This window comes from Microbacterium cremeum (assembly GCF_015277855.1).
Classification (GTDB): Bacteria; Actinomycetota; Actinomycetes; order Actinomycetales; family Microbacteriaceae; genus Microbacterium; species Microbacterium cremeum.
In genome coordinates, this window is sequence record NZ_CP063812.1 from 475,841 (window position 1) to 499,975 (window position 24,135).

Annotated in this window: 17 protein-coding genes and 3 pseudogenes; 7 read left to right on the forward strand and 13 right to left on the reverse strand. The window is 73.3% G+C overall.

Annotated features, from left to right (window positions below; translation table 11 throughout):
* Positions 1-31: 31 nt before the first annotated feature.
* Positions 32-1,018: an LLM class F420-dependent oxidoreductase gene (locus IM778_RS02085; protein ID WP_194410464.1), complete on the forward strand. Its 987-nt coding sequence runs from the start codon at positions 32-34 to the stop codon at positions 1,016-1,018.
* 40 nt (positions 1,019-1,058) lie between these two features.
* On the opposite strand, the gene IM778_RS02090 is transcribed toward IM778_RS02085, so the two are convergent.
* Complete coding sequence (locus IM778_RS02090; RefSeq protein ID WP_194410465.1) at positions 1,059-2,552, reverse strand: carboxylesterase/lipase family protein; 1,494 nt, start codon at positions 2,550-2,552, stop codon at positions 1,059-1,061.
* Positions 2,549-3,178 (reverse strand): TetR/AcrR family transcriptional regulator, encoded by a 630-nt coding sequence (locus IM778_RS02095; RefSeq protein ID WP_194410466.1) that lies wholly within the window; start codon positions 3,176-3,178, stop codon positions 2,549-2,551. The genes IM778_RS02090 and IM778_RS02095 overlap by 4 nt, the downstream gene beginning before the upstream one ends.
* Before the next feature lie 84 nt (positions 3,179-3,262).
* Here IM778_RS02095 and IM778_RS02100 point away from each other — a divergent pair, with 84 nt between their 5' ends.
* From IM778_RS02100 to IM778_RS02110, 4 genes and pseudogenes are all read left to right on the forward strand, one after another.
* On the forward strand, positions 3,263-5,587 hold the full coding sequence (locus tag IM778_RS02100) for a glycoside hydrolase family 3 C-terminal domain-containing protein (RefSeq protein ID WP_194410467.1): 2,325 nt from the start codon (positions 3,263-3,265) through the stop codon (positions 5,585-5,587).
* Between the two features lie 573 nt (positions 5,588-6,160).
* Positions 6,161-6,877: pseudogene (locus IM778_RS17960) on the forward strand (lamin tail domain-containing protein); the annotation flags it as partial.
* A 1,192-nt stretch (positions 6,878-8,069) separates the two neighbouring features.
* Positions 8,070-8,312 (forward strand): annotated as a pseudogene (locus tag IM778_RS17965) (hypothetical protein); the annotation flags it as partial.
* A 678-nt stretch (positions 8,313-8,990) separates the two neighbouring features.
* Positions 8,991-9,308 (forward strand): LPXTG cell wall anchor domain-containing protein, encoded by a 318-nt coding sequence (locus IM778_RS02110; RefSeq protein WP_194411973.1) that lies wholly within the window; start codon positions 8,991-8,993, stop codon positions 9,306-9,308.
* Positions 9,309-9,404: 96 nt separating this feature from the next.
* Here IM778_RS02110 and IM778_RS02115 read toward each other — a convergent pair whose 3' ends face one another.
* The 6 genes from IM778_RS02115 to galT form a co-directional block, all read right to left on the reverse strand.
* Positions 9,405-10,247 (reverse strand): alpha/beta fold hydrolase, encoded by an 843-nt coding sequence (locus IM778_RS02115; protein ID WP_194410469.1) that lies wholly within the window; start codon positions 10,245-10,247, stop codon positions 9,405-9,407.
* A 400-nt stretch (positions 10,248-10,647) separates the two neighbouring features.
* Positions 10,648-11,400 carry an ABC transporter permease gene (locus IM778_RS02120; RefSeq protein ID WP_194410470.1) on the reverse strand — a complete coding sequence of 251 codons (753 nt, stop codon included), beginning with the start codon at positions 11,398-11,400 and terminating at the stop codon, positions 10,648-10,650.
* Positions 11,397-12,179: an ABC transporter ATP-binding protein gene (locus IM778_RS02125; protein ID WP_194410471.1), complete on the reverse strand. Its 783-nt coding sequence runs from the start codon at positions 12,177-12,179 to the stop codon at positions 11,397-11,399. The genes IM778_RS02120 and IM778_RS02125 overlap by 4 nt, the downstream gene beginning before the upstream one ends.
* Positions 12,179-12,721 carry a TetR/AcrR family transcriptional regulator gene (locus IM778_RS02130; protein ID WP_228484696.1) on the reverse strand — a complete coding sequence of 181 codons (543 nt, stop codon included), beginning with the start codon at positions 12,719-12,721 and terminating at the stop codon, positions 12,179-12,181. Before IM778_RS02130 ends, IM778_RS02125 begins: the two co-directional genes overlap by 1 nt.
* Before the next feature lie 332 nt (positions 12,722-13,053).
* Entirely contained in the window at positions 13,054-14,247 is a 1,194-nt protein-coding gene (gene galK / locus IM778_RS02135) for a galactokinase (RefSeq protein ID WP_228484697.1), read from the reverse strand.
* The gene (gene galT, locus IM778_RS02140; RefSeq protein ID WP_194411683.1) at positions 14,244-15,419 is read right to left on the reverse strand and encodes a galactose-1-phosphate uridylyltransferase; all 1,176 of its coding nucleotides are present in this window, start codon (positions 15,417-15,419) and stop codon (positions 14,244-14,246) included. The genes galK and galT overlap by 4 nt, the downstream gene beginning before the upstream one ends.
* 60 nt (positions 15,420-15,479) lie before the next feature.
* Between galT and IM778_RS02145 the strand changes: the two are divergent.
* Positions 15,480-16,470 (forward strand): annotated as a pseudogene (locus IM778_RS02145) (LacI family DNA-binding transcriptional regulator).
* A 598-nt stretch (positions 16,471-17,068) separates the two neighbouring features.
* Here IM778_RS02145 and galE read toward each other — a convergent pair.
* A complete protein-coding gene (gene galE, locus IM778_RS02150; RefSeq protein WP_194410473.1) occupies positions 17,069-18,049 on the reverse strand; it encodes a UDP-glucose 4-epimerase GalE in 981 nt (326 codons plus the stop codon).
* A gap of 284 nt (positions 18,050-18,333) precedes the next feature.
* A complete protein-coding gene (locus tag IM778_RS02155) occupies positions 18,334-19,023 on the reverse strand; it encodes a ThuA domain-containing protein (RefSeq protein ID WP_194410474.1) in 690 nt (229 codons plus the stop codon).
* 91 nt (positions 19,024-19,114) lie between these two features.
* On the opposite strand from IM778_RS02155, the gene IM778_RS02160 reads away from it, so the two are divergent.
* Positions 19,115-20,254, forward strand: coding sequence for a glycerate kinase (locus IM778_RS02160; RefSeq protein WP_194410475.1), 1,140 nt, complete (start codon positions 19,115-19,117; stop codon positions 20,252-20,254).
* 348 nt (positions 20,255-20,602) lie between these two features.
* On the opposite strand, the gene IM778_RS02165 is transcribed toward IM778_RS02160, so the two are convergent.
* The 3 genes from IM778_RS02165 to IM778_RS02175 form a co-directional block, all read right to left on the reverse strand.
* A complete protein-coding gene (locus IM778_RS02165; RefSeq protein WP_194410476.1) occupies positions 20,603-22,048 on the reverse strand; it encodes an aldehyde dehydrogenase (NADP(+)) in 1,446 nt (481 codons plus the stop codon).
* Positions 22,049-22,113: 65 nt separating this feature from the next.
* A complete protein-coding gene (locus tag IM778_RS02170; RefSeq protein ID WP_228484698.1) occupies positions 22,114-23,238 on the reverse strand; it encodes a mandelate racemase/muconate lactonizing enzyme family protein in 1,125 nt (374 codons plus the stop codon).
* Complete coding sequence (locus IM778_RS02175; RefSeq protein WP_194410477.1) at positions 23,235-24,134, reverse strand: 5-dehydro-4-deoxyglucarate dehydratase; 900 nt, start codon at positions 24,132-24,134, stop codon at positions 23,235-23,237. Before IM778_RS02175 ends, IM778_RS02170 begins: the two co-directional genes overlap by 4 nt.
* Between the last annotated feature and the right edge of the window lies 1 nt (position 24,135).

Here is a 24,135-nt window from a genome sequence, read left to right on the forward strand (position 1 = left end):
AGGCATCCGCCCTCGCCCTAGGCTGGGGGGCATGCGCTTCGGAACCTTCATCCCCCAGGGCTGGCGATTCGACCTCGTGGGCATCGACCCCGAGCAGCACTGGGAGGTGATGAACGGGCTCGCGCAGCGCGCCGACGCCGGACCGTGGGAGTCGCTGTGGGTGTACGACCACTTCCACACCACCCCGGTGCACTCCGAGGAGGCCACGCACGAGGCGTGGACGCTCATGGCCGCGTTCGCGGCCTCGACGAGCCGCATCCGCCTCGGGCAGATGTGCACGTGCATGGGCTACCGCAACCCCGCCTACCTCGCGAAGGTCGCCGCGACCGCCGACATCGTCTCGGGCGGCCGCGTCGAGATGGGCATCGGCGGCGGGTGGTACGAGCACGAATGGCGCGCGTACGGCTACGGCTTCCCGACGATCCCGGAGCGCCTGCGGATGCTGCGGGAAGGAGTCGACATCATGCAGCAGGCGTGGACCACCGGCCGCGCGACCCTCGACGGCGAGTTCTACCAGGTCGACGGAGCCATCGTGCGCCCGCTGCCGCTGCAGGACGGCGGCATCCCGATGTGGGTCGCCGGCGGCGGCGAGAAGGTGACGCTCAAGATCGCGGCGCAGTACGCCGCGTACACCAACTACGCCGGATCGCTCGAAGACATCGACCGCAAGAGCGACGTGCTTCGCCGCCACTGCGACGCGATCGGCCGCGACTTCGCGTCGATCACCCGCACCTCGAACTTCAACACGATCGTGGGTGCCACCGAGACCGAGGCGCGTGAGCGCCTGGCGGCCGTCATGGACCGGCTGACTCCGCACCTCGGTCAGGAGCGGGCCGACCACCTCGAGCGCGACTACCTCAACTCGCCCGCGTTCGGCTCGGTCGAGCAGGTCGCCGAGCGTCTCGCCGAGCGCGAGCGGCACGGCATCACGTACGCCATCCACTACTTCCCCGAGGCCGCGTACGACGTCTCGGGGGTCGAGCTCTTCGAACGCGAGGTCGTCGCCGCCCTGAGCTGACGTCGTCGGGCCCGATTGCGGCCGGGTCGCGTCGCCGGGATCAGAGTAGAGCGGCCACGCTCCGGTAGCCGTCGCGCACGACGTCGGGGGCGGATCCCTCGGCCCCGAAGATGCGGGTGGTCCCGGGTGCGTCCGACCACGCCCGCCAGCCGGGCGTCCCGTCGCGGACCAGGGCGACGGCGGCGCCGTGCACGGCGTCGGCGAGCCGCCGCGGGGGAGCGTCGCCGGCGATGGCGCGCACGTGCGGGTCGTCGAGGCAGTCGAACCAGAACGGCACGTCGAGGCAGTGCATCGCCCACCCGCGCGCGGGCGAGGGCCACGTGAAGCGATAGACCCAGGTCGGAGCGCTCCCGCGCGCCTCGGCGATCCGCACCACCTCGGAGCGGAACACCACGTCCGTGACGTACCGGCCGAGCAAGGCCGCCGTCCCCTTGCGGCGCTGCGGCCCGTTGTCGGCGAGATAGGCCCGTCGCCGCTCGCGGGGGACCCCCAGGTTGGCGAGACCGAGGGTGGGCGGCACGAGGCGCAGTGCCCGCTTGGCGTCGTCCATCACCATCGTGAACTCGTCGTCGGTCGAACCGAGCACCAGCGGCTTGCCGGCACCGACCCCCGATCGCAGGGATGCGAGCGTGGGCTGCTCGAGCAGTTCACCGTCGATCACGGGACCCCACGGGAGCCCGTCGGCGAGCAGCGCACGCACCGGGGCGAGCCGGTCTTTCGAGTCGGGCTCGCCGGCCGTGGTCTGCAGTTCGTGCAGCGTCGCCTCGGAGGCCGACGCGAAGCCGTCGCGCGTCGGGGCCACGCCGGCGAGGTGGGCGAGCCTGGCCGACGCCGTGCGGGCCCGCTCGGCGGAGACGTCGGCGACGGCGCCGGAGAGCGCGTACACCGAGTGGAACAGGTGCTGGGCCGCCGGCATCCCGAGCAGCGTCAGCACCGCGCCGCCGCCCGCGGACTGACCGGCGATCGTGACGCGCGAGGGGTCGCCGCCGAACGAGGCGATGTTCTCCTGCACCCAGTGCAGCGCGAGCAGCCAATCGCGCACGCCGCGGTTCGACGGGGCGCCGGGGATGTGCCCGAACCCGTCGAAGCCGAGCCGGTACGAGACGGACACGGTGACGACGCCGTCGCGGTTGAACGAGCGGCCGTCGTACCACGGGCTCGCGGGCGATCCCGAGATGTAGCCGCCGCCGTGGATCCACACGAGCACGGGGAGCGCGGCATCCATCTCCCGCGGTGAGGGCGTGAAGACGTTGACGTTGAGCGTCGCATCGCCGGGGATCGAGGGCTCGGGGATCAGGGTGATGCCGGTGTCACCGCGTTGCGCGGTCGGGCCGAACTCGAGCGCGTCGCGCACGCCGTCCCACGGGTCGACCGGCACGGGGGCCGCGAAGCGCAGGTCCCCCACGGGTGGCTTCGCGAACGGGATGCCGAGGAACGCCGCCGACCTGTCGCGCGCGTCCGCGCCGCCGCGCCAGAAGCCTCGCACCCGGCCGCTCGCGGTGGCGACGACGGGACCGTCGTCGTGCCAGCTCATCGTGCGTCGCCTTCCGCGGCGGGACGCGGATCCAGGGCGTCGAGCAGCGCCGACACCGTCGCGGCCATGTCGACGTCGGGTTCGAGCATCCATTGCACCTGCAGCCCGTCGGCGACGGCCTGCAGAACGCGGGCGAGGGCCGCGGGCTCGATGCGGTCGGTGAGCTCACCCGCCGACTGCCGGCGTGCGATCTCGTCGGCGAACATGCCGCGCAGCGCTTCGCCGCGCTCGAGGAAGAACCTGTGTGCGGGATGCCCCGGGTCGGCCGCGTCGACGGAGAGCCGGGCGTACAGCTGCACGAGGCCGGGCACGTCGGCGTTGTGGCCGAGGACCGCGACGTACGCGTCGCGCAGATCGTGGTTCTCGGGGTGCTCGCCGTCGGGGCCGAATGCCGCGGAGTCGAGCTCGTCGCGCTTGCGCAGGATCTCGGTGAAGAGCTCCTCCTTGCTGCCGAAGTAGTGCAGGAGGCCCGCCTGACTCAGACCTGCGGCATCCGCCAGCTCCTTCACGGAGGCGCCGCGGTACCCCTCGCGCGCGATGACCTCGAGGGCGCGCGTGAGGATCTCCTCCCGCTTCGCCACGCCTTTCGCGTAGGAGCCCCGCCGGCCCGATCGGCTGTCAGCCATAGGAGAAGTAAACCCGAATCTTGCTTGATTTCTCAAAACCTAGTGACGTATGGTTTTCGAGTAGCACCCGATGAGAGGACCCCGATGGCACTCCCCGATGTGACGGAGCTGACGCTCGAAGAGAAGGCGTCGCTGACCAGCGGTGCGAGCTTCTGGAAGACCAAGCCGATCGAACGCGCCGGCGTGCCCGCGATCATGGTCACCGACGGCCCTCACGGTCTGCGCAAGCAGCGCGAGGGGGGCGACCACCTCGGCCTGGGCGACAGCGTGCCCGCCACGTGCTTCCCGCCGGCGGTCGGTCTGGGGTCGGCGTGGGACGCCGACCTCGTGCATCGGGTCGGCGAGGCGCTCGGCACCGAGGCCTCGCTCGAGAACGTGGCCGTGCTGCTGGGCCCCGGCATCAACATCAAGCGCTCGCCGCTATGCGGCCGCAACTTCGAGTACTTCTCGGAGGACCCGATCGTCTCGGGCGTGCTCGGCGCGGCGATGGTGCGAGGCATCCAGTCGAAGGGCGTGGGCGCGTCGCTCAAGCACTTCGCCGCCAACAACCAGGAGCACGACCGCATGCGCGCCTCGAGCGACGTCGACCCGCGGCCGCTGCGCGAGATCTACCTGCGCGGATTCCAGCGGGTGGTCGAGGCTGCGCAGCCGTGGACCGTGATGTGCTCGTACAACCGCATCAACGGCGTCTACGCGTCGGAGGATCCCTGGCTGCTGACGCACGTGCTGCGCGACGAGTGGGGCTTCGAAGGTCTCGTCGTCTCGGACTGGGGCGCCGTCAACGACCGTGTCGCGGGCCTGAGAGCGGGCATGGACCTCGAGATGCCGTCGTCGGGCGGCGTGACCGATGCGCAGATCGTCGCCGCCGTGCACGACGGCTCGCTCGACGAGCAGGTGGTGGATGCCGCGGCGGGCCGCGCGCTCGACCTCGTGCGCAAGGCGACCGCGGGTGCAGGAGCCGTCGCAGGGCCCCTCGACGTCGACGCGCACCACGCGCTCGCGCGCGAGGCCGCGGGCCGATCGATCGTGCTGCTGAAGAACGACGCCCCGGAGCACGCGGCTGCGCTGCGAACGGGCGACGCCCGCGGAGCCCTCCTGCCGCTGGCCCACGACGCGAAGCTCGCGGTCATCGGCGACTTCGCCGCGCAGCCCCGGTACCAGGGCGCGGGCTCGTCGCTGATCCGGCCGACGCGCCTCGACACCGCGCTCGACGAGATCCGCGCGCTCGCCGCGGGCGACGTCGCCTACGCCCGGGGCTTCAGCAACGCCCTCGAGGTCTCGGCCGACGAGACGGCGGCGCTGCGCGACGAGGCGGTGGCCGCGGCATCCGTCGCCGACGTCGCCGTCGTGTTCCTGGGCCTGCCGGCGCGCCTCGAGTCCGAGGGCTACGACCGCGACGACATCGATCTGCCCGCCGAGCAGCTCGCCCTGCTCGACGCCGTGGTCGCGGCGAACCCGAGCACCGTCGTGGTGCTCTCGAACGGGGGCGTGGTCGCGCTGCCGTTCGCGGACCGCGTGCCGGCGATCCTCGAGGCGTGGCTGCTCGGCCAGGCCGGCGGCGGCGCGATCGCCGACGTGCTGTTCGGCGAGGTCAACCCGTCGGCGAAGCTCACCGAGACGATCCCGCTGCGGCTCGAAGACACGCCCGCCTACCTCGACTTTCCCGGCGAGTTCTCGCACGTGCGGTACGGCGAGGGGCTCTTCGTCGGCTACCGCTGGTACGACGCGCGCCGCATCGAGGTCGCGTTCCCGTTCGGGCATGGGCTGTCGTACACGTCCTTCGCCTACGGGGATGCCTCGGCAGCCGTGAACGCGGACGGCGACGTCGAGGTGACCGTGGCCGTCACCAACACCGGCGACCGCGCGGGGCGCGAGGTCGTGCAGGTGTACACGTCGCTGCCCGGCGGCGAGGTGCACCGCCCGGTGCGCGAGCTCAAGGCGTTCGCGTCGGTGGCGCTGCAGCCGGGCGAGACCCGCGACGTCGCGCTCACCGTGCGCCGGAAGGACCTCGCCTACTGGGACACCCGCGTCGACCGCTGGCTCGTCGAGGGCGGATCGTACGTCGTCGACGTCGCCGCATCGAGCCGCGACATCCGCTCCAGCGTCCGGGTGGACGTCGACGGCGACGAGTTCACGCTGCCGCTGTCGCGCAACTCCTCGATCGCCGAGGTCATGGCCCACCCCGTGGTCGGCGACATGGTGCAGGCCGCGATCGCCGAGATGATGGGCGGCATGGACGGCGTCACGAGCATCCTGCCCGAGGGCGTCGAGGTCACGAAGATGCTCGAGTCCTTCCCCATCGGGCGGGCGGCGATGTTCGCCGGACCCGACTCGGGCGGGGCCATCGATCCCGCGATGATCGACGGCCTGATCGCGCTGGGCAACGCCGGCGGCGCGCCGCAGGAGTAGTCCGCGACGGCGGGGGCGGGGGAGTGCGTTCCCGCGCCGTTCACCTGTCGTTCGTCCTGCGCTGTGAAGATCCAGGCACCCGTTCGGATGCCGGTCTGGGGATCGGCATGCCTCGCAAGGAGTCCCCTGGTGCCCAATCATCGTCGTGCGCTCGCCGCTGCCCTGGCCGCGATCGTCGGCTTCGTCCCCCTCACGGTCTTCGCCGCCGCGCCGGCTTCGGCCGCGGTGACCGATCTCGTCATCAACGAGGTCAACTCCGACCCGGACGACTGGTTCGAGCTGGCCAACCCGACAGGGGCCGACATCGACCTCACCGGCATGTGGTTCGTCGACAGCGGCACCGGCGACCCGACGCACTGGGTGCCTCTCGCAGGCGTCGTCCCGGCCGACGGCGTGCTCGCCGTCGACTCGCCCGACGGCCTCGGCAAGGGCGACAGCGTCTCGGTCTACCAGGGCGGGAAGGCGGAGTTCGACGCCGGCACCGCCACGCTCGTCGACACCGTCACGTGGCCCGCCGGGGTCCACGCGACGTCGATGGGTGTCTGCCCGGCGCCCTACACGGGCCTGGTCGCCATGACCCCGACGAAGGGCGCGGCGAACGACTGCCCGACGCCGGGCCTCGACGAGATCCGCATCAACGAGGTGTTCTCGGCGGGCGCCGACTTCGTCGAACTCGTCAACATCGGCTCGGTCCCGATCGACATCGCCGGGTGGACCGCCGTCGACGGCGACCCGGCTCACGTGCCGCTGGTGCTGGCCGAGACCTCCACGCTGATCGAGCCCGGCGGGCACTACGTCTTCCACCCCGACGACGCGACCGAGTTCCCCACCGGCGGCTTCGGCCTCGGCAAGGGCGACTCGATGACGATCGCCCTGCCGGACGGCACCGAGGTCGACACGACGACGTGGCCGGCCGACACCCACGCGTCGCCGTCGTGGGGCCGCTGCCCCGAGGGCACCGGCGGCTTCGTCATGACCACCGCGGCGACGCCCGGCGCGGTCAACGACTGCCCGGCGGTTCCCGGGGCCGCCCAGATCAAGATCAACGAGGTCAGCTCCGACCCTGCGGACTGGATCGAACTCACCAACATCGGCAGCACAACCGTCGGCATCTCGGGCTGGCTGCTCTCCGACAACGCGCGCACGACAGACCCGACCCACCTCCAGGTGATCGCGGCGGGGACCACGATCGAGCCGGGCGCGTTCGTCACGATCGACTACACCGCGGCCGGTCTCGGCAAGGGCGACGAGGCCAACCTCTACCTCGCCGACGCCACGACGCGAGTCGACACGACCACCTGGCCCGCCGACACCCACGCCTCGTCGTGGGGTCGCTGCGCCGACGGCATCGGCGCCTTCCGCACCATGACGCCCACGCCGGGCGACGCGAACGACTGCACTGTCACTCCGCCGCCCGCCCTCGACCCGCACTGGGACGACGTCGAGATCAACGAGATCTCGTCGCTCAACGACGGCGACCCCGGCAATCCCGGCCTCCGCGACGCGGTCGAGCTGGTCAACACCGGCAGCCATGACGTGTCGATCCAGGGCTGGTATCAGACCGACAGCGGCGCCGCCTCCGGCGCGTCGCCGCTGACCCTCGCCGACCTCCGGGTGTGGAACGGCGACTCGCTCGAGCCGGCGGGCTCGTGGATCGTTCCGGCGGGCGGATACGTCGTCTTCTCGTCGAAGAAGGGACTCTCGGGCGAGGGTGACGCCGTCAAGCTCTACGGTCCCGGTGCCGATGCGGCCTCCCGCCAGCTCGTCGACGAGCAGGCGTACGGCGACGGCGAGGCGGGCGTGTCCGACACCTTCGCCTCGAACGCGCTCTCGTCCGCCGCGTGCCCGGACGGGTCGGACGCCTTCTGGTCGGTGACCGAGAGCAGCTTCGGCCGCGACAACACCGCCTCATGCGACACCCGGTTCCGCCCCCTCGACACCACGATCGTCCTGAACGAGGTCTCGAACGTCGCGGGCAAGGCCGAGCTCCTCAACACCGGTCAGGAGCCGGTCGACATCTCGGGCTGGGAGCTGCTCGACGCCGGTGACGCCCTGGTCCACACCGTCCCCGCCGGCACCGTCCTCGCGCCGGGTGCGTTCTACGTCGCGCATGACCTCACCGGGCTCGAGAGCGTCGACGCGCTGACGATCCGCCGGGCCGGCGACGGCGCCAGCATGGTCGGCCACACCTGGTACGAGGACGGCCACGCGTCGTACAGCCGATGCGTGCTGTTCGGAACCGTCTCGTACGTCGAAACCCCCACGGCGACCTGGGGTGCCGCGAACGCGTGCCCCGGACTCGTCACCGAGACGTGGCCCGGTGCCGCGGAGATCACCGTCGTCGACGCCGTGGACGCGTTCACCGACCTCGACGCCAACGACGAGGGCGACGTGTCGGGTGCCGCCTTCGACCCGTCCGACCCGGGCATCCTCTGGGTCGCGATGAACAAGGGCCGCCTCTTCAAGATGCACAAGGTGGGCGGTGTCTACGAGGCGTTTCCCGGAGTGGGAGGGCGGCATCCCGCTGCGCTTCGCCGACGGCGGCGGCGAACTCGACTCCGAGGGCGTCACGATCGGACCCGACGGCGCCGCGTACATCACCTCCGAGCGCGACAACGCGCGCGCCAAGGGCACGTCGTACAACAAGATCGCCCGATTCGACGTGAGCGCGGTGACCACGGCGACGACCGAGCTCGTGGCCACCCACGAGTGGGATGTGAACGGGTTCGTGACGACGGGCACCAACCTCGGTCTCGAGGGCATCACCTACGTGCCCGACGGGTTCCTGGTCGAGTCCGGCTTCCAGGCCGGCGGCGCCGCCTACGCTGCGGCCGACCACCCGACTCCCGGCCTCTTCGTGACGGCGGTCGAGGGGACGGGAGCCCTGCACTTCTTCTCGCTCGCGCTCGGCGCCGCACCCGTCGAGGTGAAGGTCGAGCCCTCGGGTCTCCCGTGGTCGATGGACGTGGCGTACGACGCCGATCGCGGGGCGCTGTGGGCGCTGTGCGACGACGGCTGCGGCGGCGTCTACAACCTCCTGACCGTCGTCGACGGCGACTTCGAGGTCGAGCACTCGTACTCCCGTCCCGCGGGGATGCCGAACCTCAACAACGAGGGCATGGCGATCGCTCCCGCCTCGACCTGCGTCGACGGCTTCCAGGAGGTCGTGTGGACCGACGACGGCGACACCGGCGGCCACTCGTTGCGGGCGGGGACGCTGCCGTGCCCCGAGACCGGCGGGCCGGGCGGTCCCGGCGAGCCGACGCCGACGCCGAACCCCACGCCCACGCTGCCTTCGACCGGCGCGCCGGGGCCGGTCTCGGACGACCAGCTCACCGGCGCCACCCGCGGCGGCATTGAGGCGCCCGCGTCGGCGGCACCGGGTGAGACCATCACCATCCGAGTGGGCACCGCCTACGCCGGCGAGACGGTCTGGGTCTGGCTGCACTCCACGCCGGTCCTGCTCGGGGCGTACGTCGTGGCGGCCGACGGCACGGTGACCGTGACGCTCCCCGCGGGAGTCGACCTCGGGCTCCACCGCCTGGTCGTGCTCGATGCGGACGGCAACATCATCGGCTGGACCGAGATCGCCGTCACCGCGGCCCTCGCCGCGACCGGTGCGAACGGCGCGGGCCTCGCCGCGACCGCAGGTCTCGCGTTCGCTCTCATCGCCGCCGGCGCCCTGGGCGTCGTCGTGCGGCGCCGCCGGGCCCGCGCCTGACGACACGCGAACGGATGCCTCGGCACCGCGCCTGCGCAGGCGCCGTGCCGAGGCATCCGTCGCCCCGTCCGTCTCCAACGGCGAGGCGGGTCCGCGTCAGGACCGCACGAACGCCAGCAGCGCCTCGTTGACCTCCGCGCCGTGCGTCCAGAGGAGGCCGTGCGGCGCGCCCTCGAGCTCGACGTAGGTGGCGTCGGGCAGCAGCTCCTTGAACCGCCGGGCCGTCACGTCGATCGGCAGGATGTTGTCGGCGGTGCCGTGCAGGATGAGTGCGGGCACGTCGATGGCCGGGATGTCGGCGCGGAAGTCGGTCGGCCACGACAGCGGCGCGGCGGCGATGGCCGCGTTGCCGGCACGGTTCGCGACCTCGATGCTCGCGTCGAGGGCCTCCTGCGAGATGCGCGATCCGAGGTTGTCGTCGAGGTTGTAGAAGTCCTTGAAGAACCCCGTGACGAAGGCGTACCGGTCATCGCGCACCGTCTGCGCGATGCCGTCGAAGAACTCCTGCGGCCCCGCGCCATCGGGGTTGTCGTCGGTCTTCAGCAGGAACGGCTCGAGCGACCCGAGGAACGCGGCCTTCGCGACGCGTGCGCTGCCGTACCGCGACAGGTACCGCGCGATCTCGCCCGTGCCCATCGAGAAGCCCACCAGGATGGCCTCGCGCAGGTCGAGGTCCTCCATGAGGGCGTGCAGATCGGCGGCGAACGTGTCGTAGTCGTAGCCCGAACCCGCCTTCGCCGAGGCGCCGAACCCGCGACGGTCGTACGCGATGACCCGGTACCCCGCGTCGAGCAGAGCGGCCTGCTGCTTGCCCCACGACTCGCCGTTCAACGGGAATCCGTGGATCAGCACGACGGGTTGCGCTCCGGCCGGGCCCTGGTCGGTGTAGTAGAGGTCGACGTCGGCCGAGTTCTCGGTCCCGACGGTGATGTACGCCACGATCGCTCCTTCCGGGACCGGGAAACGGATGCCGCGGCCCCGCCTTCGACGCTAGGCCGAGGCATCCGTCGCCGCCAGGGGTTGCGCCCGCCGGCCGGAGGGTTCACGCGCCGTTCAAGTTCAGCGGGCGCGCGGTGCCGGCGGGTGCGGGGCGTTTCGTCTCGGTCGCTGCGCTCCCTCGCTCAACGACCGGAGCAAGGTCGTCGAGCGGGCGGAGCCCCCGGCTGGTGCGGGCGGGGCCCCCGGTCGTTGAGCGAGCGAGGTGCGGGCGGAGCCCCCGGCCGTTGAGCGAGCGAGGTGCGGGCGGAGCCCCCGGCCGTTGAGCGAGCGAGGAACGAGCGAGACCCCGGTCGTTGAGCGAGCGAGGAACGAGCGAGACGAAACGCAGCGACCACCAGGATCAGCGGTCCAGCTGCAGGCGATGCCAGACGACGGTGGTGGCCGCGGCGAAGCACGCGCCGAACACCACCGACAGCGAGAGCTGCACAGGAGTCGCTGCGGATCCCGCCGACATCGCCCATAGCGCCGGTGCGGCCAGCGGCAGCCAAGCCTCTGCGCCCGCGATCACCCCGACCTGCGCGACGACGACCAGGCCGATCGTCGTCGCGACGCCGCCGAGGAGGGAGCGGGTGAGCGAGGCGACCCACGCCACCGGCAGCGCGATCGCCGCGGTGAGGATCCCCAGGACGAACTGGCGCGCGAGTCCGCTCCAGATCCCGTCGCCGGGCGGCTCGAGACCGGAGGCGAGCCCCAGGACGGCCAACGCCACGACCAGCAAGCCGCTCACGACGACCGACCACGCGATGTAGACGGCGAGCTTCGCGACGGCGAGGGCGCCCCGGCCGATGGGCAGCGCGAACAGGCCGGTGATGGTGCCATCGGCGAACTCGCGCGCGAGCAGCCACGAGAGTACGACTCCGTAGGCGACGAGCCCTCCGGCCGCCGTGATCTGCGCGGCGGTCGCGAACAGCCCTTCCCACCCGCCCACGGCACCCGGTCCCAGCTTCGCCAGGATCTGCGGATCGCCGGATGCCGCGGCCCACAGCATCCCGCCGCTCAAGCCCGTCACCCCGAGGACGACGGCAGCCGTCGCGACGACGCCGACGGGCGAGCGCAGGAGCTTGCGCAGCTCCACCGGGATCGCCGCGTTCATGCCGATGCTCCGGCAGGTCGCGACCCCGTCGGCGCGGTGCCGGCGGAGTCCTCGCCCTCGCCGTCGTCCGCGTCTGCGCGGGCGTCGTCCTCGCGGACGCGCTCGAAGAACACCCGCTCCAACTCAGCGGTGGCCGGGTCGAGCTCGCCGATGAGGCGCCCCCGGTTCATCAGCACGATGCGGTCGGCGATGCGCGACACCTCGTCGAGGTGATGGGTGCTGACCAGCACCGCAGCACCGGCCCGCGCCCGCGCGGCCAGCGCATCGCGCAGGATGATGACGCCCGAGGGGTCGAGGGCGTTGCCGGGTTCGTCGAGCACCACGAGATCGGGGTCGTGCTGGAGCGCGGCGGCGAGCCCGATGCGCTGGCGGTTGCCGAGCGAGAGGCGACGTACCCGCTGATCCGCCCACCGCTGCAGGCGCCACATGCGGAGGGCGTCGTCCGCGCACGCCGGATCCACGCCGCGCAGCTCGGCTGCCGCGCGCAGATTCTCGCGCGCGGTCAGCTCGGGGTAGGCGAGCGGCACTTCCACGAGGTGCCCCACCCGTCGCCACAGCTCGGCCGGTGCGCGGTGCACGGGGGTGCCGGCCAGCAGCACCTCGCCGGCCTGAGCACGCAGCATCCCCAGAGCGAGGCGCATGAGGGTGGTCTTGCCGGCACCGTTCAGCCCGACGAGAGCGACGATCTCGCCGGCGGCGACGGTCAAGTCGAGCCGGGTCACCCCGGCGCCACCGCCACGCCGGCCGAAGGAGCGGTCCACCGCGCGCAGCTCGAGCATCAGCCGGCGTCCATCGCGTGTGCCGCCGCCCGCAGCGCCGTGCCCGGATCGGGGTCGTCCCCCAGTGACCACGCCAGGAGCGCGGTGTTCAGCGCGGCGATGACGGATGCCGCGACGATGCGCGCGGACCCCGCATCGGTGCGATCGGCCAGCGCGCCGGCGATGGCGTCTTCGGTCGCCCGGCTCCCGGCCGCGAGCGCCGCGCCGAGCGAGGGGGTCAGCGCGACGATGCGAAGGCGCTCGCGCACGGCCGCGGAGTCCGGCGGGGGGACCGAGCCCCACGCATCCAGCACGCCCGCCATCGTCGCGCGCAACGGCGACTCCGCCGCCGGACGGGCACGCACGGCCTCGGCGATCAGTGGATCGTACGGGTCGTCGACGACGAGCGAGGCCTTGGTCGGGAAATGCCGGAACAGCGTCATCTCGGTCACGCCCGCGCGCGCCGCGATGGCGGCCGTGGTGGTCGCGTCATAGCCGCGCTCGCCGAACAGCGAGAGCGCGGCGTGCAGCAACGCGCGACGGGTGTCGTCCTTCTTGGCCATGGGTGAATGTTAGTCACTAACATTCGTGGATGGCAAGCGCCGGTCCGGCGCGTTTCGTCTCGGTCGCTGCGCTCCCTCGCTCAACGACCGGGAGGGGGCGAGTCTCGGTCGTTGAGCGAGCGAGGAACGAGCGAGACGAAACGCCCCGGCCCCGCGACGGTCAGGGTGGCTGCGCTCCCTCGCTCAACGACTGAAGACCGAGGCCCGGGTCGTGGGTGGTGAGGCGGCGTTTCGTCTCGGTCGCTGCGCTCCCTCGCTCAACGACCGGGGCGAGTCTCGGTCGTTGAGCGAGCGAGGAACGAGCGAGACGAAACGCCCCGGCCCCGCGACGGTCAGGCGTCGCGGGCGGCGCCGGGCGAGGGTGCGACGGTGAAGATCGTCGGGGCGGCGAAACCGGATGCCTCGAATGCGGCGGTCGCGGCATCCGTCACCGTCTGCACCCGGTCGTGCGCGACGAGTGCGATCGCCGCGCCGCCGAAGCCGCCGCCGGTCATGCGTGCGCCGACGGCGCCCGCCGCGAGTGCGGACTCGACGGCGGTGTCGAGCTCGGGCACCGAGATCTCGAAGTCGTCGCGCATCGACGCGTGCGAGGCGACCAGGAGGTCGCCGATCGCGGCAGGGCCCTGCTCGCGGAGCGTGCGGACCGTGTCGAGCACGCGCTGGTTCTCGGTGACGACGTGCCGCACGCGGCGGAAGGTCACGTCGTCGACGAGGTCGGCGAGTCGCGGCAGGTCGCCGAGGGTCACGTCTCGCAGCGCCGGCACGCCGAGTGCCGCCGCGCCGCGCTCGCACGCGGCTCGGCGCTCGCCGTAGCCCCCGGTCGCGTGCGAGTGCTTGACACCGGTGTCGATCACGACGAGCTCGAGGCCGGCATCCGCGAATCCGAGGTCGACGACCTGCGTCTCGAGCGAGCGGCAGTCGAGGAAGATCGCCGAGTCGGTGCGGCCGAGCATCGACGCCATCTGGTCCATGATGCCCGTGGGCGCGCCGACGGCTTCGTTCTCGGCGCGGCGGCCGGCCTTCGCGAGTGCGACCCGGTCGAGGTCCAGTCCCCACGTCTCGGCGAGGGCGACCGCGGTGGCCCCCTCGATCGCGGCCGACGACGACAGCCCGGCCCCGACGGGGACGTCGGAGGCGAACGCGAGGTCGACGCCGATCGCCGACGAGGGGGCGGTTCCGGATGCCGCGAGCAGCGCCCACGCCACGCCCAGGGGATAGCGGGCCCACTCCGGCAGGCTGTCGCGCCGCTCGGGGAAGAGGGCGTCGAGCTCATCGAGCGCCACGTCGACGACCTGGGCATCGAACGCCGAGACGACGCGGATGCGGCCGTCGTCGCGCGCGCCCAGCGCCACATGCGTGCGGTGCTGGATCGCGAACGGCAGCACGAACCCGTCGTTGTAGTCGGTGTGCTCGCCGATGAGGTTCACACGGCCCGGCGCCGACCACGTCCCGGCGGCCTCGGCCCCGAAGCGCTCGGCGAACAGCGCCCGGGCGGCATCGGCGGAGCGGGTGTCGGTCGTGGTCACAGGGTCTCCTCCGGGATCGATGCGACGGCCTCGCGCAGGCGCGCGGCGGCGGACTCGGGCGGGATGTCGCCGATCCATGCGCCCATGGCGGCCTCCGAGCCCGCCAGGAACTTGAGCTTGTCGGCGGCCCGGCGCGGCGAGGTCAGCTGCAGGTGCAGGCGCACGGTGTCGCGACCGCGGTGCACCGGCGCCTGGTGCCACGCCGCGATATACGGCGTGGGCGAGTCGTAGAGCGCGTCGACACCCCGGAGCAGACGCAGATAGAGCGTTGCGAGCTCGTCGCGCTCGGCATCCGTCGTCCCGGCGAAGTCGGCGACCTGACGGTGGGGCAGCAGGTGGATCTCGATCGGCCAGCGCGCCGCGAACGGCACGAACGCCGTCCAGTGCTCGCCCTCGAGGATGACGCGTTCGCCGGCGCGCTCGAACTCGAGGATCCTCGCGAAGAGGTCGGGTCCCTCGCGCTCGATCGACGCGAGGAGGCTCGTGGTGCGCGGGGTGATGTAGGGGTAGGCGTAGATCTGGCCGTGCGGGTGCGGGAGGGTCACGCCGATGGCCTCGCCGCGGTTCTCGAACGGGAACACCTGCTCGACGCCGGGCAGCGCCGACAGCGCCGCGGTGCGATCGGCCCATGCCTCGATGACCGTGCGCGCGCGGGTCGGGGTGAGGGATCCGAACGACCCCTCGTGCTCGGGGCTGAAGCACACCACCTCGCATCGCCCGACGCTCGTGCGGGTGCGGCCGAGGCCGGGTGCGTCGAGGTCGTCGACGCCGCGCGGGGCGTCCTCGCCCGCCGGCGCATCGCCGAGCGCGGCCGCGAGCGCGGGGCCGAACGAGGGCGACTTGTTCTCGAACACCGCCACGTCGTAACGCGAGGGCACCTCGGACGGGTTCGTCGGGGTCTGCGGCGCGAGCGGGTCGAGCTCGGCCGGAGGGAGGAACGCGCGGTTCTGCCGCGCGGCGGCGATCGAGACCCAGTCGCCGGTGAGCACGTCGCGGCGCATCGTCGCTGTGGCGGGCCGCGGGGCGAGCTCGCGCGAATCGACCGCGCGCTCCGCGCCGAGAGCTGTGCCCGGATCGTCGTAGTAGATCAGCTCGCGGCCGTCGGCGAGGCGCGTCGGGCGTTTGACGACACCGGCGCCGAGGGTGACGGCATCCGTCGCGTTTCCAGGCATGTTCACGTCAACACGCTAACAGCGGCGCTATGTTATCGTCAACACGGAATCGGGGGTCGCATGACGGACAGACGGGTGTCGATGGCGGACGTCGCGGCACGGGCGGGCGTGTCGGGCCAGACCGTGTCACGCGTCGTGAACGCGAGTCCGCGCGTCGACCCCGAGACGCGGGGCCGCGTCGAGGCGGCGATGGCCGAGCTCGGCTACCGGCCGCACCGTGCCGCCCGCGCGCTGCGCACCGGCCGCACCCACACCATCGGGCTCGTGGTGTCGACTCTCGCCTCGGTGGGCAACTCCCGCATGCTGCAGGCGGTGGCGGATGCCGCGGCCCACCGCGGCTACGCCCTCACGGTGGTGACGCTCGCCGCCGACGGCGACGTGGCCGCCGCGTTCGAACGCCTGGCCGAGCAGGGGGTCGACGGCGCGATCGTGCTGAACGAGGCCACCGAACGGGTGCGCGAGGCCGACCTGCGTGCGGCGGGCCTGCGGCTGATCGTCGTGGACTCGCCGCGGGACGACCGCTTCGGCATCGTCGAGACCGACCACGCCGGCGGCGCGCGGCTCGCGGTCGAGCACCTGCTCGGGCTGGGGCACCGGCGTGCACCACGTGGCGGGCCCCGCCGGATCGTTCGCCGCGGCCGAGCGCGAACGCGGCTGGCGCGAGGCGCTCGCCGCGGCAGGAGCGCCCGTGCCGCCCATCGTGCGCGGAGACTGGACGTCCGCGTCGGGGCATGCCGCGGCATCCGCCCTCGTCGCCGCCGACGCGACCGCCGTGTTCGCCGCCAACGACCAGATGGCGCTCGGGCTGCTGCGCGCGTTCGCGGAGGCGGGGCGGGGGGTTCCGGCCGAGGTGAGCGTCGTCGGGTTCGACGACGTGGCGGATGCCGCCGACTACCGTCCGCCGCTGACGACGGTGCACCAGGACTTCGATGCGCTCGGATCCCGCGCGGTCACCGCCCTCGTCGAGGGGATCGAGACCGGCGCCTCCGCCGAGTTCGAGACGGTGCCGACGCGTCTCGTCGTGCGGGCGAGCACCGCCCCCGCCCGCTGAGCCGGCGCGGCTCGCGGGGCGGGGTTGGCTGGCGGCGGGGTGGAGTGAGGGTCGGGGCGGGGTGAGGGGGCCGGGGCAGCCTCCGAAATTCGGAGTTCGCGTCGGTTGCCGGATCGCCGCGCGTTGTGTGCTCCGGAAAGCGTGTGGATGTCCGATTTCCGGATCCGAAGATCGGCGGGGTGAGGCTGCGGGATTCGGAGTTCGGGGCTGGCCAGGGGGGTGGGGTGGGGCTGCGGGACTCGGCGTCCGCGCGGGCGCCTCGCGGCGGGCGGCCTCCGAAATTCGGAGTTCGCGTCGGTTCTCGGATCGCCGTGCCTCGTGGGCTCCGGAAAGCGTGTGGATGTCCGATTTCCGGATCCGAAGATCGGCGGGGCGGGGTGCGGGATTCGGCGTTCAGGGCTGGCCAGCGGGGTGGGGTGGGGCTGCGGGACTCGGCGCTCGCGCGGGCGCCGCGCGGGGCGCGGGCTCCGAAATTCGGAGTTCGCGTCGGTTCTCGGATCGCCGCGCCTCGTGGGATCCGGAAAGCGTGTGGATGTCCGATTTCCGGATCCGAAGATCGGCGGGGGTGGCGCGTCCGGCGGCACGCCGGGCCGGGTCCTCAGGCGCCGGCGGCGCGACGGGCCTCCCAGCCCGAGCGGACCATCTCGTCCACGCTGTAGCGGTTGGCCCACGCGAGGTCGCGGGCCGCGAGCTCTCCGGTGGCGACGATGCGGTCGGGGTCGCCGGCACGGCGCGGACCGATCTGGGGTGTGAAGTCGATGCCGGTGACCCGGGCCATCGCGTCCATGATCTCGCGCACGCTCAGCCCGTTCTGCGAGCCCAGGTTGTACGCGGGCTCCACCGGCTCGCCCGCCGCGAGCCGCTTCGCCGCCACGACGTGTGCGGCGGCGATGTCGGCGACGTGTACGTAGTCGCGCACATTGGTGCCGTCGGCGGTGTCGTAGTCGTCGCCGTTGATTCGCGGCGTCCGGCCGTCGAGGAGCGCCTCGAACACGAGCGGGAAGAGGTTGTGCGGGCTGGTGTCGTACACGCTCGGGTCGCCCGAGCCGACGACGTTGAAGTACCGCAGCGACGTGTGACGCAGGGGGTGCGCCGAGTCGGCCGTCGCGATCGCCTGGTCGCGCAGCAGCCACTCTCCGATGAGCTTCGACTCGCCGTACGGCGACGCGGGGCGCTTGGGCAGGTCTTCGGTGACGAGCGGCACGTCGGGGGTGCCGTACACCGCGGCCGACGACGAGAACACGATGTTCGCGACATCCGCCGCCTCCATCGCCTCGAGCAGCACGCGCGTGCCCTCGACGTTCTGCGCGTAGGTGTGCAGAGGGCGGCGCACCGAGACCCCGGCGTACTTGTAGCCCGCGACATGGATGACGCCCTCGACGTCGTGATCGCGCAGCGTGCGCTTGACAAGGTCGCGGTCGAGGATCGAGCCCGGCACGAACGGCACGCCCTCGGGAACGAACGACGCGTGCCCGCTCGACAGGTCGTCGAGCACGACGGGCGAGAGTCCCGCATCGGCGAGAGCGCGGACGATGTGGGCGCCGATGTAGCCGGCGCCTCCGGTCACGAGCCAGGTCATGTCACTCCGGGGGTCGGGGTCGCCGAGCGGCGCCGCGTTCCATTCTGCCCGCTCCGGGTCGCGGGCCGTGTCGACCGGTGGTTGCAGGCGACGGATGCCTCGCCCTCTCGTCCCGGCTGGTCACTGAATCGGCACCCGGCGCCGCGCGTCGGGGCGGGCGTGCGGTCGCGCGCCGGGCTCGGCGTGGTGGGCGGCGCACTCCGCGTTCGGTGCGGACGTCGGGCCGTGCTCGGCGGGGCGGGCGTGCGGTCGCGCGCCGGGCTCCGCGTCGGGCGGGCGCCGGATCACACCCTTCCGGCCCAGCGTGCGGCCCGCTGCAACAGTGCGATGTGCTCGGGGGAGTCGTACGCGCGCTCGTCGTGGCCGAGCGAGGAGACGACCGCGCGGGTCGGGCGCTCGCGCACCCACACCGCGGCGTGGGCGGTGCCGTCGACGTCGTGCTCGGCGAGCACGTGCGACCCGTCGTCGACCGCGAGGTCGCTGTAGCGCTCGTCGAGAACGTCGAAGCCCGGCACGCCCGCGGTGACGGCGTGCTCGGCATCCACCACCCGCACGTGGGCGTCGCCGAGAGGCGGATGCCACGACCGGCCGGGTTCCCACTCGCCCCCGATCGCCTCGCGCCACGCCGGATGGTCGCGCAGCGTCGAGAGCGCGGCGTGCACCGCGATGATGCCGATACCGCGGTCGATCGCCGACCGCAGGCCGGCATCCGCTGCCGCGTCGGTGCGATGCGCGAGCTCGGTGTCGCCGTCGCGCCACGGATCGCCCGCGTTGACCACGAGCAGATCGACGCCGTCGAGTCGTGTGAGAGCGCGGTCGACGTCGTCCTCGATCGTCACGTCCCATCCGTCGTCGCGCAGCGCGCCGGCGAGGCGGGCGGAGGTCGCGGGGAACGGATGCCACGGATCCGCGTACCGGCCCGTGCCCGTGGCGATGACGGCGCGCGGCGCGGGTTGGGCTTGCGTTCGCTCCATGGCTACCATGATCCGTAGGATAACGCTTTCCCAATTTGTGGAGCGGACCCGTGTCGAACGCGGGCCCCGCGCCGGCGAGGAGAATGACGCCATGACCGGCACCGTCGTGATCGCCCCCGACTCCTTCAAGGGCACGATCGCGGCCGCGGCCGCAGCAGAGGCGATCGCCGAGGGGTGGCGCCGCGAGCGTCCGTCGGACGACGTGCGCCTCCTGCCGATGGCCGACGGCGGCGAAGGCACGGTGGACGCGTTCGCGACAGCCGTGCCCGGGGCCCGCCGAATGCCGGTCACCGTGACGGGGCCGGAGGGGGCGCCGGTCGAGGCATCCTGGGTCCGCCTCCCGCCGACGGCCGACGCGACGGCCGACGCGCCGGGTGGAACCGGCGTCGTCGAGCTCGCGAGCGCCAGCGGCATCGAACTGCTCGGCACGCCGCCGCGCCTGCGCCCGTTCGACGCGCACACGCGCGGATTCGGCGAGGCGATCGCGGCCGCCCTCGCGAGCGGGGTCTCGCGGCTGGTGCTGGGCATCGGGTCGAGTGCGTCGACCGACGGCGGGGCCGGCCTGCTGACGGCGCTGGGGGCGCGATTCACGGATGCCTCGGACTCGCCGATCGCCGACGGCGCGCGCGGGCTCGCCACGGTGTCGCGCGCCGACCTGTCGCGGCTCGCTCCGCTCCCGCCGCAGGGCGCGACGGTGCTCAGCGACGTGACGAACCCGCTCCTCGGCGAGCACGGCGCCGCCGCGGTGTTCGGACCGCAGAAGGGCGCGGCGACCGACGACGTCGCGGTTCTCGACGCCGCGCTCGCCCGGCTGGCGTCGCTGCTCGGCGCGGACCCGGACGCGCCCGGCGCGGGCGCCGCCGGAGGTGCCGGATTCGGTCTCCTGGCGTGGGGCGCCCGGCTCGTGCCCGGTTCGGCGGCGGTGGCCGAGCTCATCGGACTCGACGACGCGGTGGCCGCGGCATCCGTCGTCGTGACCGGCGAAGGGTCGTACGACGGGCAGTCCGCCGCGGGCAAGGTACCCGCCCACGTCGGCGCGGTGGCCGCGGCCGCGGGAGTGCCGGTCGCACTCGTGGCCGGGCGCATCGCCCCGGACGCCGACGTCGCGGGCTTCGCCGCGACGGCTTCGCTCACCGAGCTCGCAGGCTCGAGCCGGGGTGCGATGGCCGACCCCGTGCGCTGGCTCACCGAGGCCGGCGCCGCGCTCGCCCGGAGCCTCTCCGACGGCTGAGCCGCCGCGGTGTCTGCCGGACCGCCGTCCGGCATGCCCGGGGTTCGGCATCTCGCGTTCGGCATCCGTCGTGGTTGCGAAAACACCAGTCCGTCGTGCGACACGCCGGGTGTGGCACGACTCTGTCGGCGTGTCGGCGTGACCGACTGGTGTTTTCGCACGAGGCGACCGCCGCCCCGCCGACCGCCGCCCCGCCGACCGCCCGACCACCGCCCCGCCGACCCGCCGACCGCCGCCCCGCCGACCGCCGCCCGCCGACCGCGCCCCGCCGACCGCGCCCCGCCGACCGCCCGACACGCCGGCCCGCCGACCGCCCGACCCGCCGCGGCGCCGGAGGGGTTTCCCGGCTCAGGGCACCTGCAGCACGCCGTTGCGGCGGTGCGGCAGCGTCGTGAGCGACTCGTCGCGCAGCACGGGAGGCAGCAGGGCCGCCGGGGCGTCCTGGAAGACGATCGGGCGCAGGAAGCGCCGGATCGCGGTGGCGCCCACCGAGGTGTGCAGCGAGGTGGTGGCGGGCCACGGTCCGCCGTGCTGCTGCGACCACGTCACGGCGACGCCCGTCGGCCACCCGGCGAAGAGCACACGGCCGGCCTTGCGCTCGAGCACCGAGAGCACCGCGGCGACGTCGTCGCCCGACTCGGAGTGCAGCGTGCCGGTGAGCGATCCCGGCACCGCGTGCAGCGCGGTGAGCAGCTCGGCCTCCGACGAGTAGCGCACCAGGAGGGTGACCGGCCCGAAGCACTCCTCGAGGAGCGTCTCGGGGCGCGCGGCGACGGCCGCGGCATCCGTCGCCAGCACCACCGGCTGGGCGGCGCCCGACTCCGCCGGAAGACCCTGCGCGACGATCGACACCGACGGGTCGGCTTCGAGGTGCTCGATGCCTGCCGGGAACGCCGATGTGATGCGGTCGGTGAGCAGGGGTCCGCCCGCGGCGCCTGCCGCGAAGCCCGCCATGAGCTCTTCGAAGCCGGCGCCCTCCGGCACGAACACGACGCCGGGCTTCGTGCAGAACTGACCGACGCCGAGGGTGAACGATCCGACGAGCCCCTGCGCGAGCGCCTCGCCGCGCGCGGCGACGGCGGCCGGCGTGATCACGACCGGGTTGACCGAGCCCAGCTCGCCGTAGAACGGGATGGGGTCGGGACGCCCGGCGGCGAGATCGAACAGGGCACGGCCGCCGCCGAGCGAGCCGGTGAAGCCGGCGGCCTGGATGACCGGATGCCGCACCAGGGCGTTGCCGGCCTCTCGCCCTTCGACGAGCGCGAGCGAGCCGGCGGGGGCGCCCGCGGCGACGAGGGCCTCGCCGACGATCGCGGCGGTGCGCTCCGACAGGCGCGGATGCCCCGAGTGCGCCTTCACGATGACCGGGTTGCCGGCCGCGAGGGCCGACGCGGTGTCGCCGCCGGCGACCGAGAACGCGAACGGGAAGTTCGAGGCCGAGAACACCGCGACGGGTCCGACGCCGACGAGCATGCGTCGCAGGTCCGGCCGCGGCGGCACCGCCGACGGATCGGCGTCGTCGACGGTGAGTTCGAGGTACGAGCCCTCCTCCACGACCGAGGCGAACAGCCGGAGCTGCCCGGTGGTGCGGCCCACCTCGCCGCGCAGGCGGGGCTCGCCGAGCCGCGTCTCCTCGTCGGCGATCGCGACGAGCTCGTCGATGTGCGCGTCGAGGGCGTCCGCGGCCGCGCGCAGCCACGCGGCGCGGGTCGCGGCATCCGTCGCCCGCCAGATCGGGGCCGCAGCAGCGGCGGCATTCGCGAGGGCGTCGAGCTCTTCAGGGGTGGTGGTCATGTCGGTGTCCTTTCGGAGCGTGCGGGCGAGTCGAGGGGGATGGCGTGGCTCGTTCCCGGGGCGATTCAGGAGAAGCGGATGCCGAGCCCGGCGTGCTCGACCTCGGTCAGGGTTCCGTCGGCGATGCGCACGGGCGACGGGCCGTGGAGCGCGCCGAGCCGGCCGAAGCCCGCGTCTTCGACGTCCTCGGCCATCGGCTCGGGGACGCCGGGCACGGCGCGCAGGCAGAGGGCGAGCTGTCCCGACAGCTCGGGCAGCAGGTGCGGGTGCACGGCCGCGCCGTACTCGGCCGCGATCGCCGCGATGCCGAGGAACGGGGTGATGCCCCCGACCCGCACGATGTTCGGCTGCACGATCTGCGCCGCGCCCAGCCGCAGGAAGTCGTCGAACCGGTACACGGTGTGGAGGTTCTCGCCCACCGCGATCGGGATGCCGCTCGACGCCGCGAGGCGCTTCGACAGCTCGACGTGACCGTACAGGTCGTCGGCGCGCAGCGGCTCCTCGATCCACGCGGGCGAGACCTCGGCGAGCACCTCGAGCGCGCGCGTCGCGCGGTCGAGCTCCCACCGCTGGTTCGCGTCGATCATGAGCGCGCGGTCGGGGCCGAGCACCTCGCGCACGGCGCGCATCCGGTCGAGGTCTTCGGCGACGTCGGGCTTGCCGACCTTCACCTTGACCGCGTCGAACCCGGCGTCGACCCAGCGCCGCACCTGTGCGACCAGGTCGTCCTGCGTGTAGTGGAGGTTCACGCCCGAACCGTACGCCCGGACGCTCTCGCGCTGTCGTCCGAGGAAACCCGTGAGCGACGTGCCGTGGGCGCGGACGGCGGCATCCCACAGCGCGAGGTTGAGCCCCGCCATCGCGATCGTCGTGATGCCGCCGCCCCCGGCCTCGTGGAGGTGCTGCCACAGCGCCAGCCACTCGGAGCCCGGGTCGGCGGGGCGACCGATCGCGAACGCGGTGATGTCGTGCGTCAGCAGCGCGTGCACCGCCTCCGCCCCGATCTGCGGGGTCCACGAGAAGCCCCACCCCTCGGCGCCGTCCGAGCGCACGACGTGCGTCGCGATCACACCGACCGAGGTGACGTCGGCCGCCCACGGACGCGTGAGGGGCACGCGCAGCAGCCGCGCCTCGAACCTGGCGATCGTGGGGCCGGCGGCGAAGCCGGGCGTCGCGGCATCCGTCGTCACAGCAGCGCCCGTCCCGCCTCGAGGATCCCGGCGAGCCGCTCCTCCTGCTCGGGCGTCGGGTCGACGAGCGGCGCGCGCACCGAGCCGACGGCGAGGCCGCCCAGGCGCAGGCCGGCCTTGATGAGGGAGACGCCGAAGCCGGGGGTCTCGTCGCGCAGCCGCACCAGCGGCGAGTAGAAGCCGTCGAGCAGTTCGGCACGGCGCGCCTCGTCGCCCGAGACGTACGCGCGGTAGTACGCGTTCGCGACCTCGGGGATCATCGCGAACGCCGCCGACGAGTACAGCGGGATGCCGATGCCGCGGTACGCGCCCTGCGTGAGCTCGGCGGTGAGGAGACCGTTGAAGAACGCGAAGTCGTCGCGTCCCTCGGCGGCGACCGCCCGCACGATCTGCTGCGCGAGGCCGATGTCGCCGACGCCGTCCTTGAACCCGACGACCTTCGGGTTGCGTGCCAGCCGGCGCACCGAGTCGACCGAGTACTGCGCGTTCGCGCGGTGGTAGATGACGACGGGCAGGTCGGATGCCGCGGCCACCGCCTCGACGTAGGCGACGAGTCCCGCCTGCGGCCCGCCGACGAGGTACGGCGGCAGCACGAGCAGCGCGTCGGCGCCGGCGTCCGCCGCCGCACGCGCGAGCTCGACCGCGTGCCCGAGCGGACCGCCGGTGCCGGCGACCACCGGCACGCGGCCCGCGACCGTCTCGGTCGCGACGCGCACGACCTGCGCGACCTCGGCGGTCGACAGGGCGTGGAACTCTCCGGTGCCGCACGCCGGGAACACGCCGCCAGGCGCGTGCTCGAGCGCCGTGCCGACGTGTGCGCGCAGGAGGTCGTCGTCGACCCGGTCGTCGGCGTCGAACGGGGTGACGGGGAAGAAGAGGATGCCGTCGAAGTTCACG

Coding starts and splice junctions, on each gene's coding strand:
- IM778_RS02085 (WP_194410464.1), top strand. CDS start 32: ATGCGCTTCGGAACCTTCATCCCCCAGGGCTGGCGATTCGACCTCGTG.
- IM778_RS02090 (WP_194410465.1), bottom strand. CDS start 2,552: ATGAGCTGGCACGACGACGGTCCCGTCGTCGCCACCGCGAGCGGCCGG.
- IM778_RS02095 (WP_194410466.1), bottom strand. CDS start 3,178: ATGGCTGACAGCCGATCGGGCCGGCGGGGCTCCTACGCGAAAGGCGTG.
- IM778_RS02100 (WP_194410467.1), top strand. CDS start 3,263: ATGGCACTCCCCGATGTGACGGAGCTGACGCTCGAAGAGAAGGCGTCG.
- IM778_RS02120 (WP_194410470.1), bottom strand. CDS start 11,400: ATGAACGCGGCGATCCCGGTGGAGCTGCGCAAGCTCCTGCGCTCGCCC.
- IM778_RS02125 (WP_194410471.1), bottom strand. CDS start 12,179: ATGCTCGAGCTGCGCGCGGTGGACCGCTCCTTCGGCCGGCGTGGCGGT.
- IM778_RS02130 (WP_228484696.1), bottom strand. CDS start 12,721: ATGGCCAAGAAGGACGACACCCGTCGCGCGTTGCTGCACGCCGCGCTC.
- galT (WP_194411683.1), bottom strand. CDS start 15,419: ATGCCTGGAAACGCGACGGATGCCGTCACCCTCGGCGCCGGTGTCGTC.
- galE (WP_194410473.1), bottom strand. CDS start 18,049: ATGACCTGGCTCGTGACCGGAGGCGCCGGCTACATCGGCGCCCACATC.
- IM778_RS02155 (WP_194410474.1), bottom strand. CDS start 19,023: ATGGAGCGAACGCAAGCCCAACCCGCGCCGCGCGCCGTCATCGCCACG.
- IM778_RS02160 (WP_194410475.1), top strand. CDS start 19,115: ATGACCGGCACCGTCGTGATCGCCCCCGACTCCTTCAAGGGCACGATC.
- IM778_RS02165 (WP_194410476.1), bottom strand. CDS start 22,048: ATGACCACCACCCCTGAAGAGCTCGACGCCCTCGCGAATGCCGCCGCT.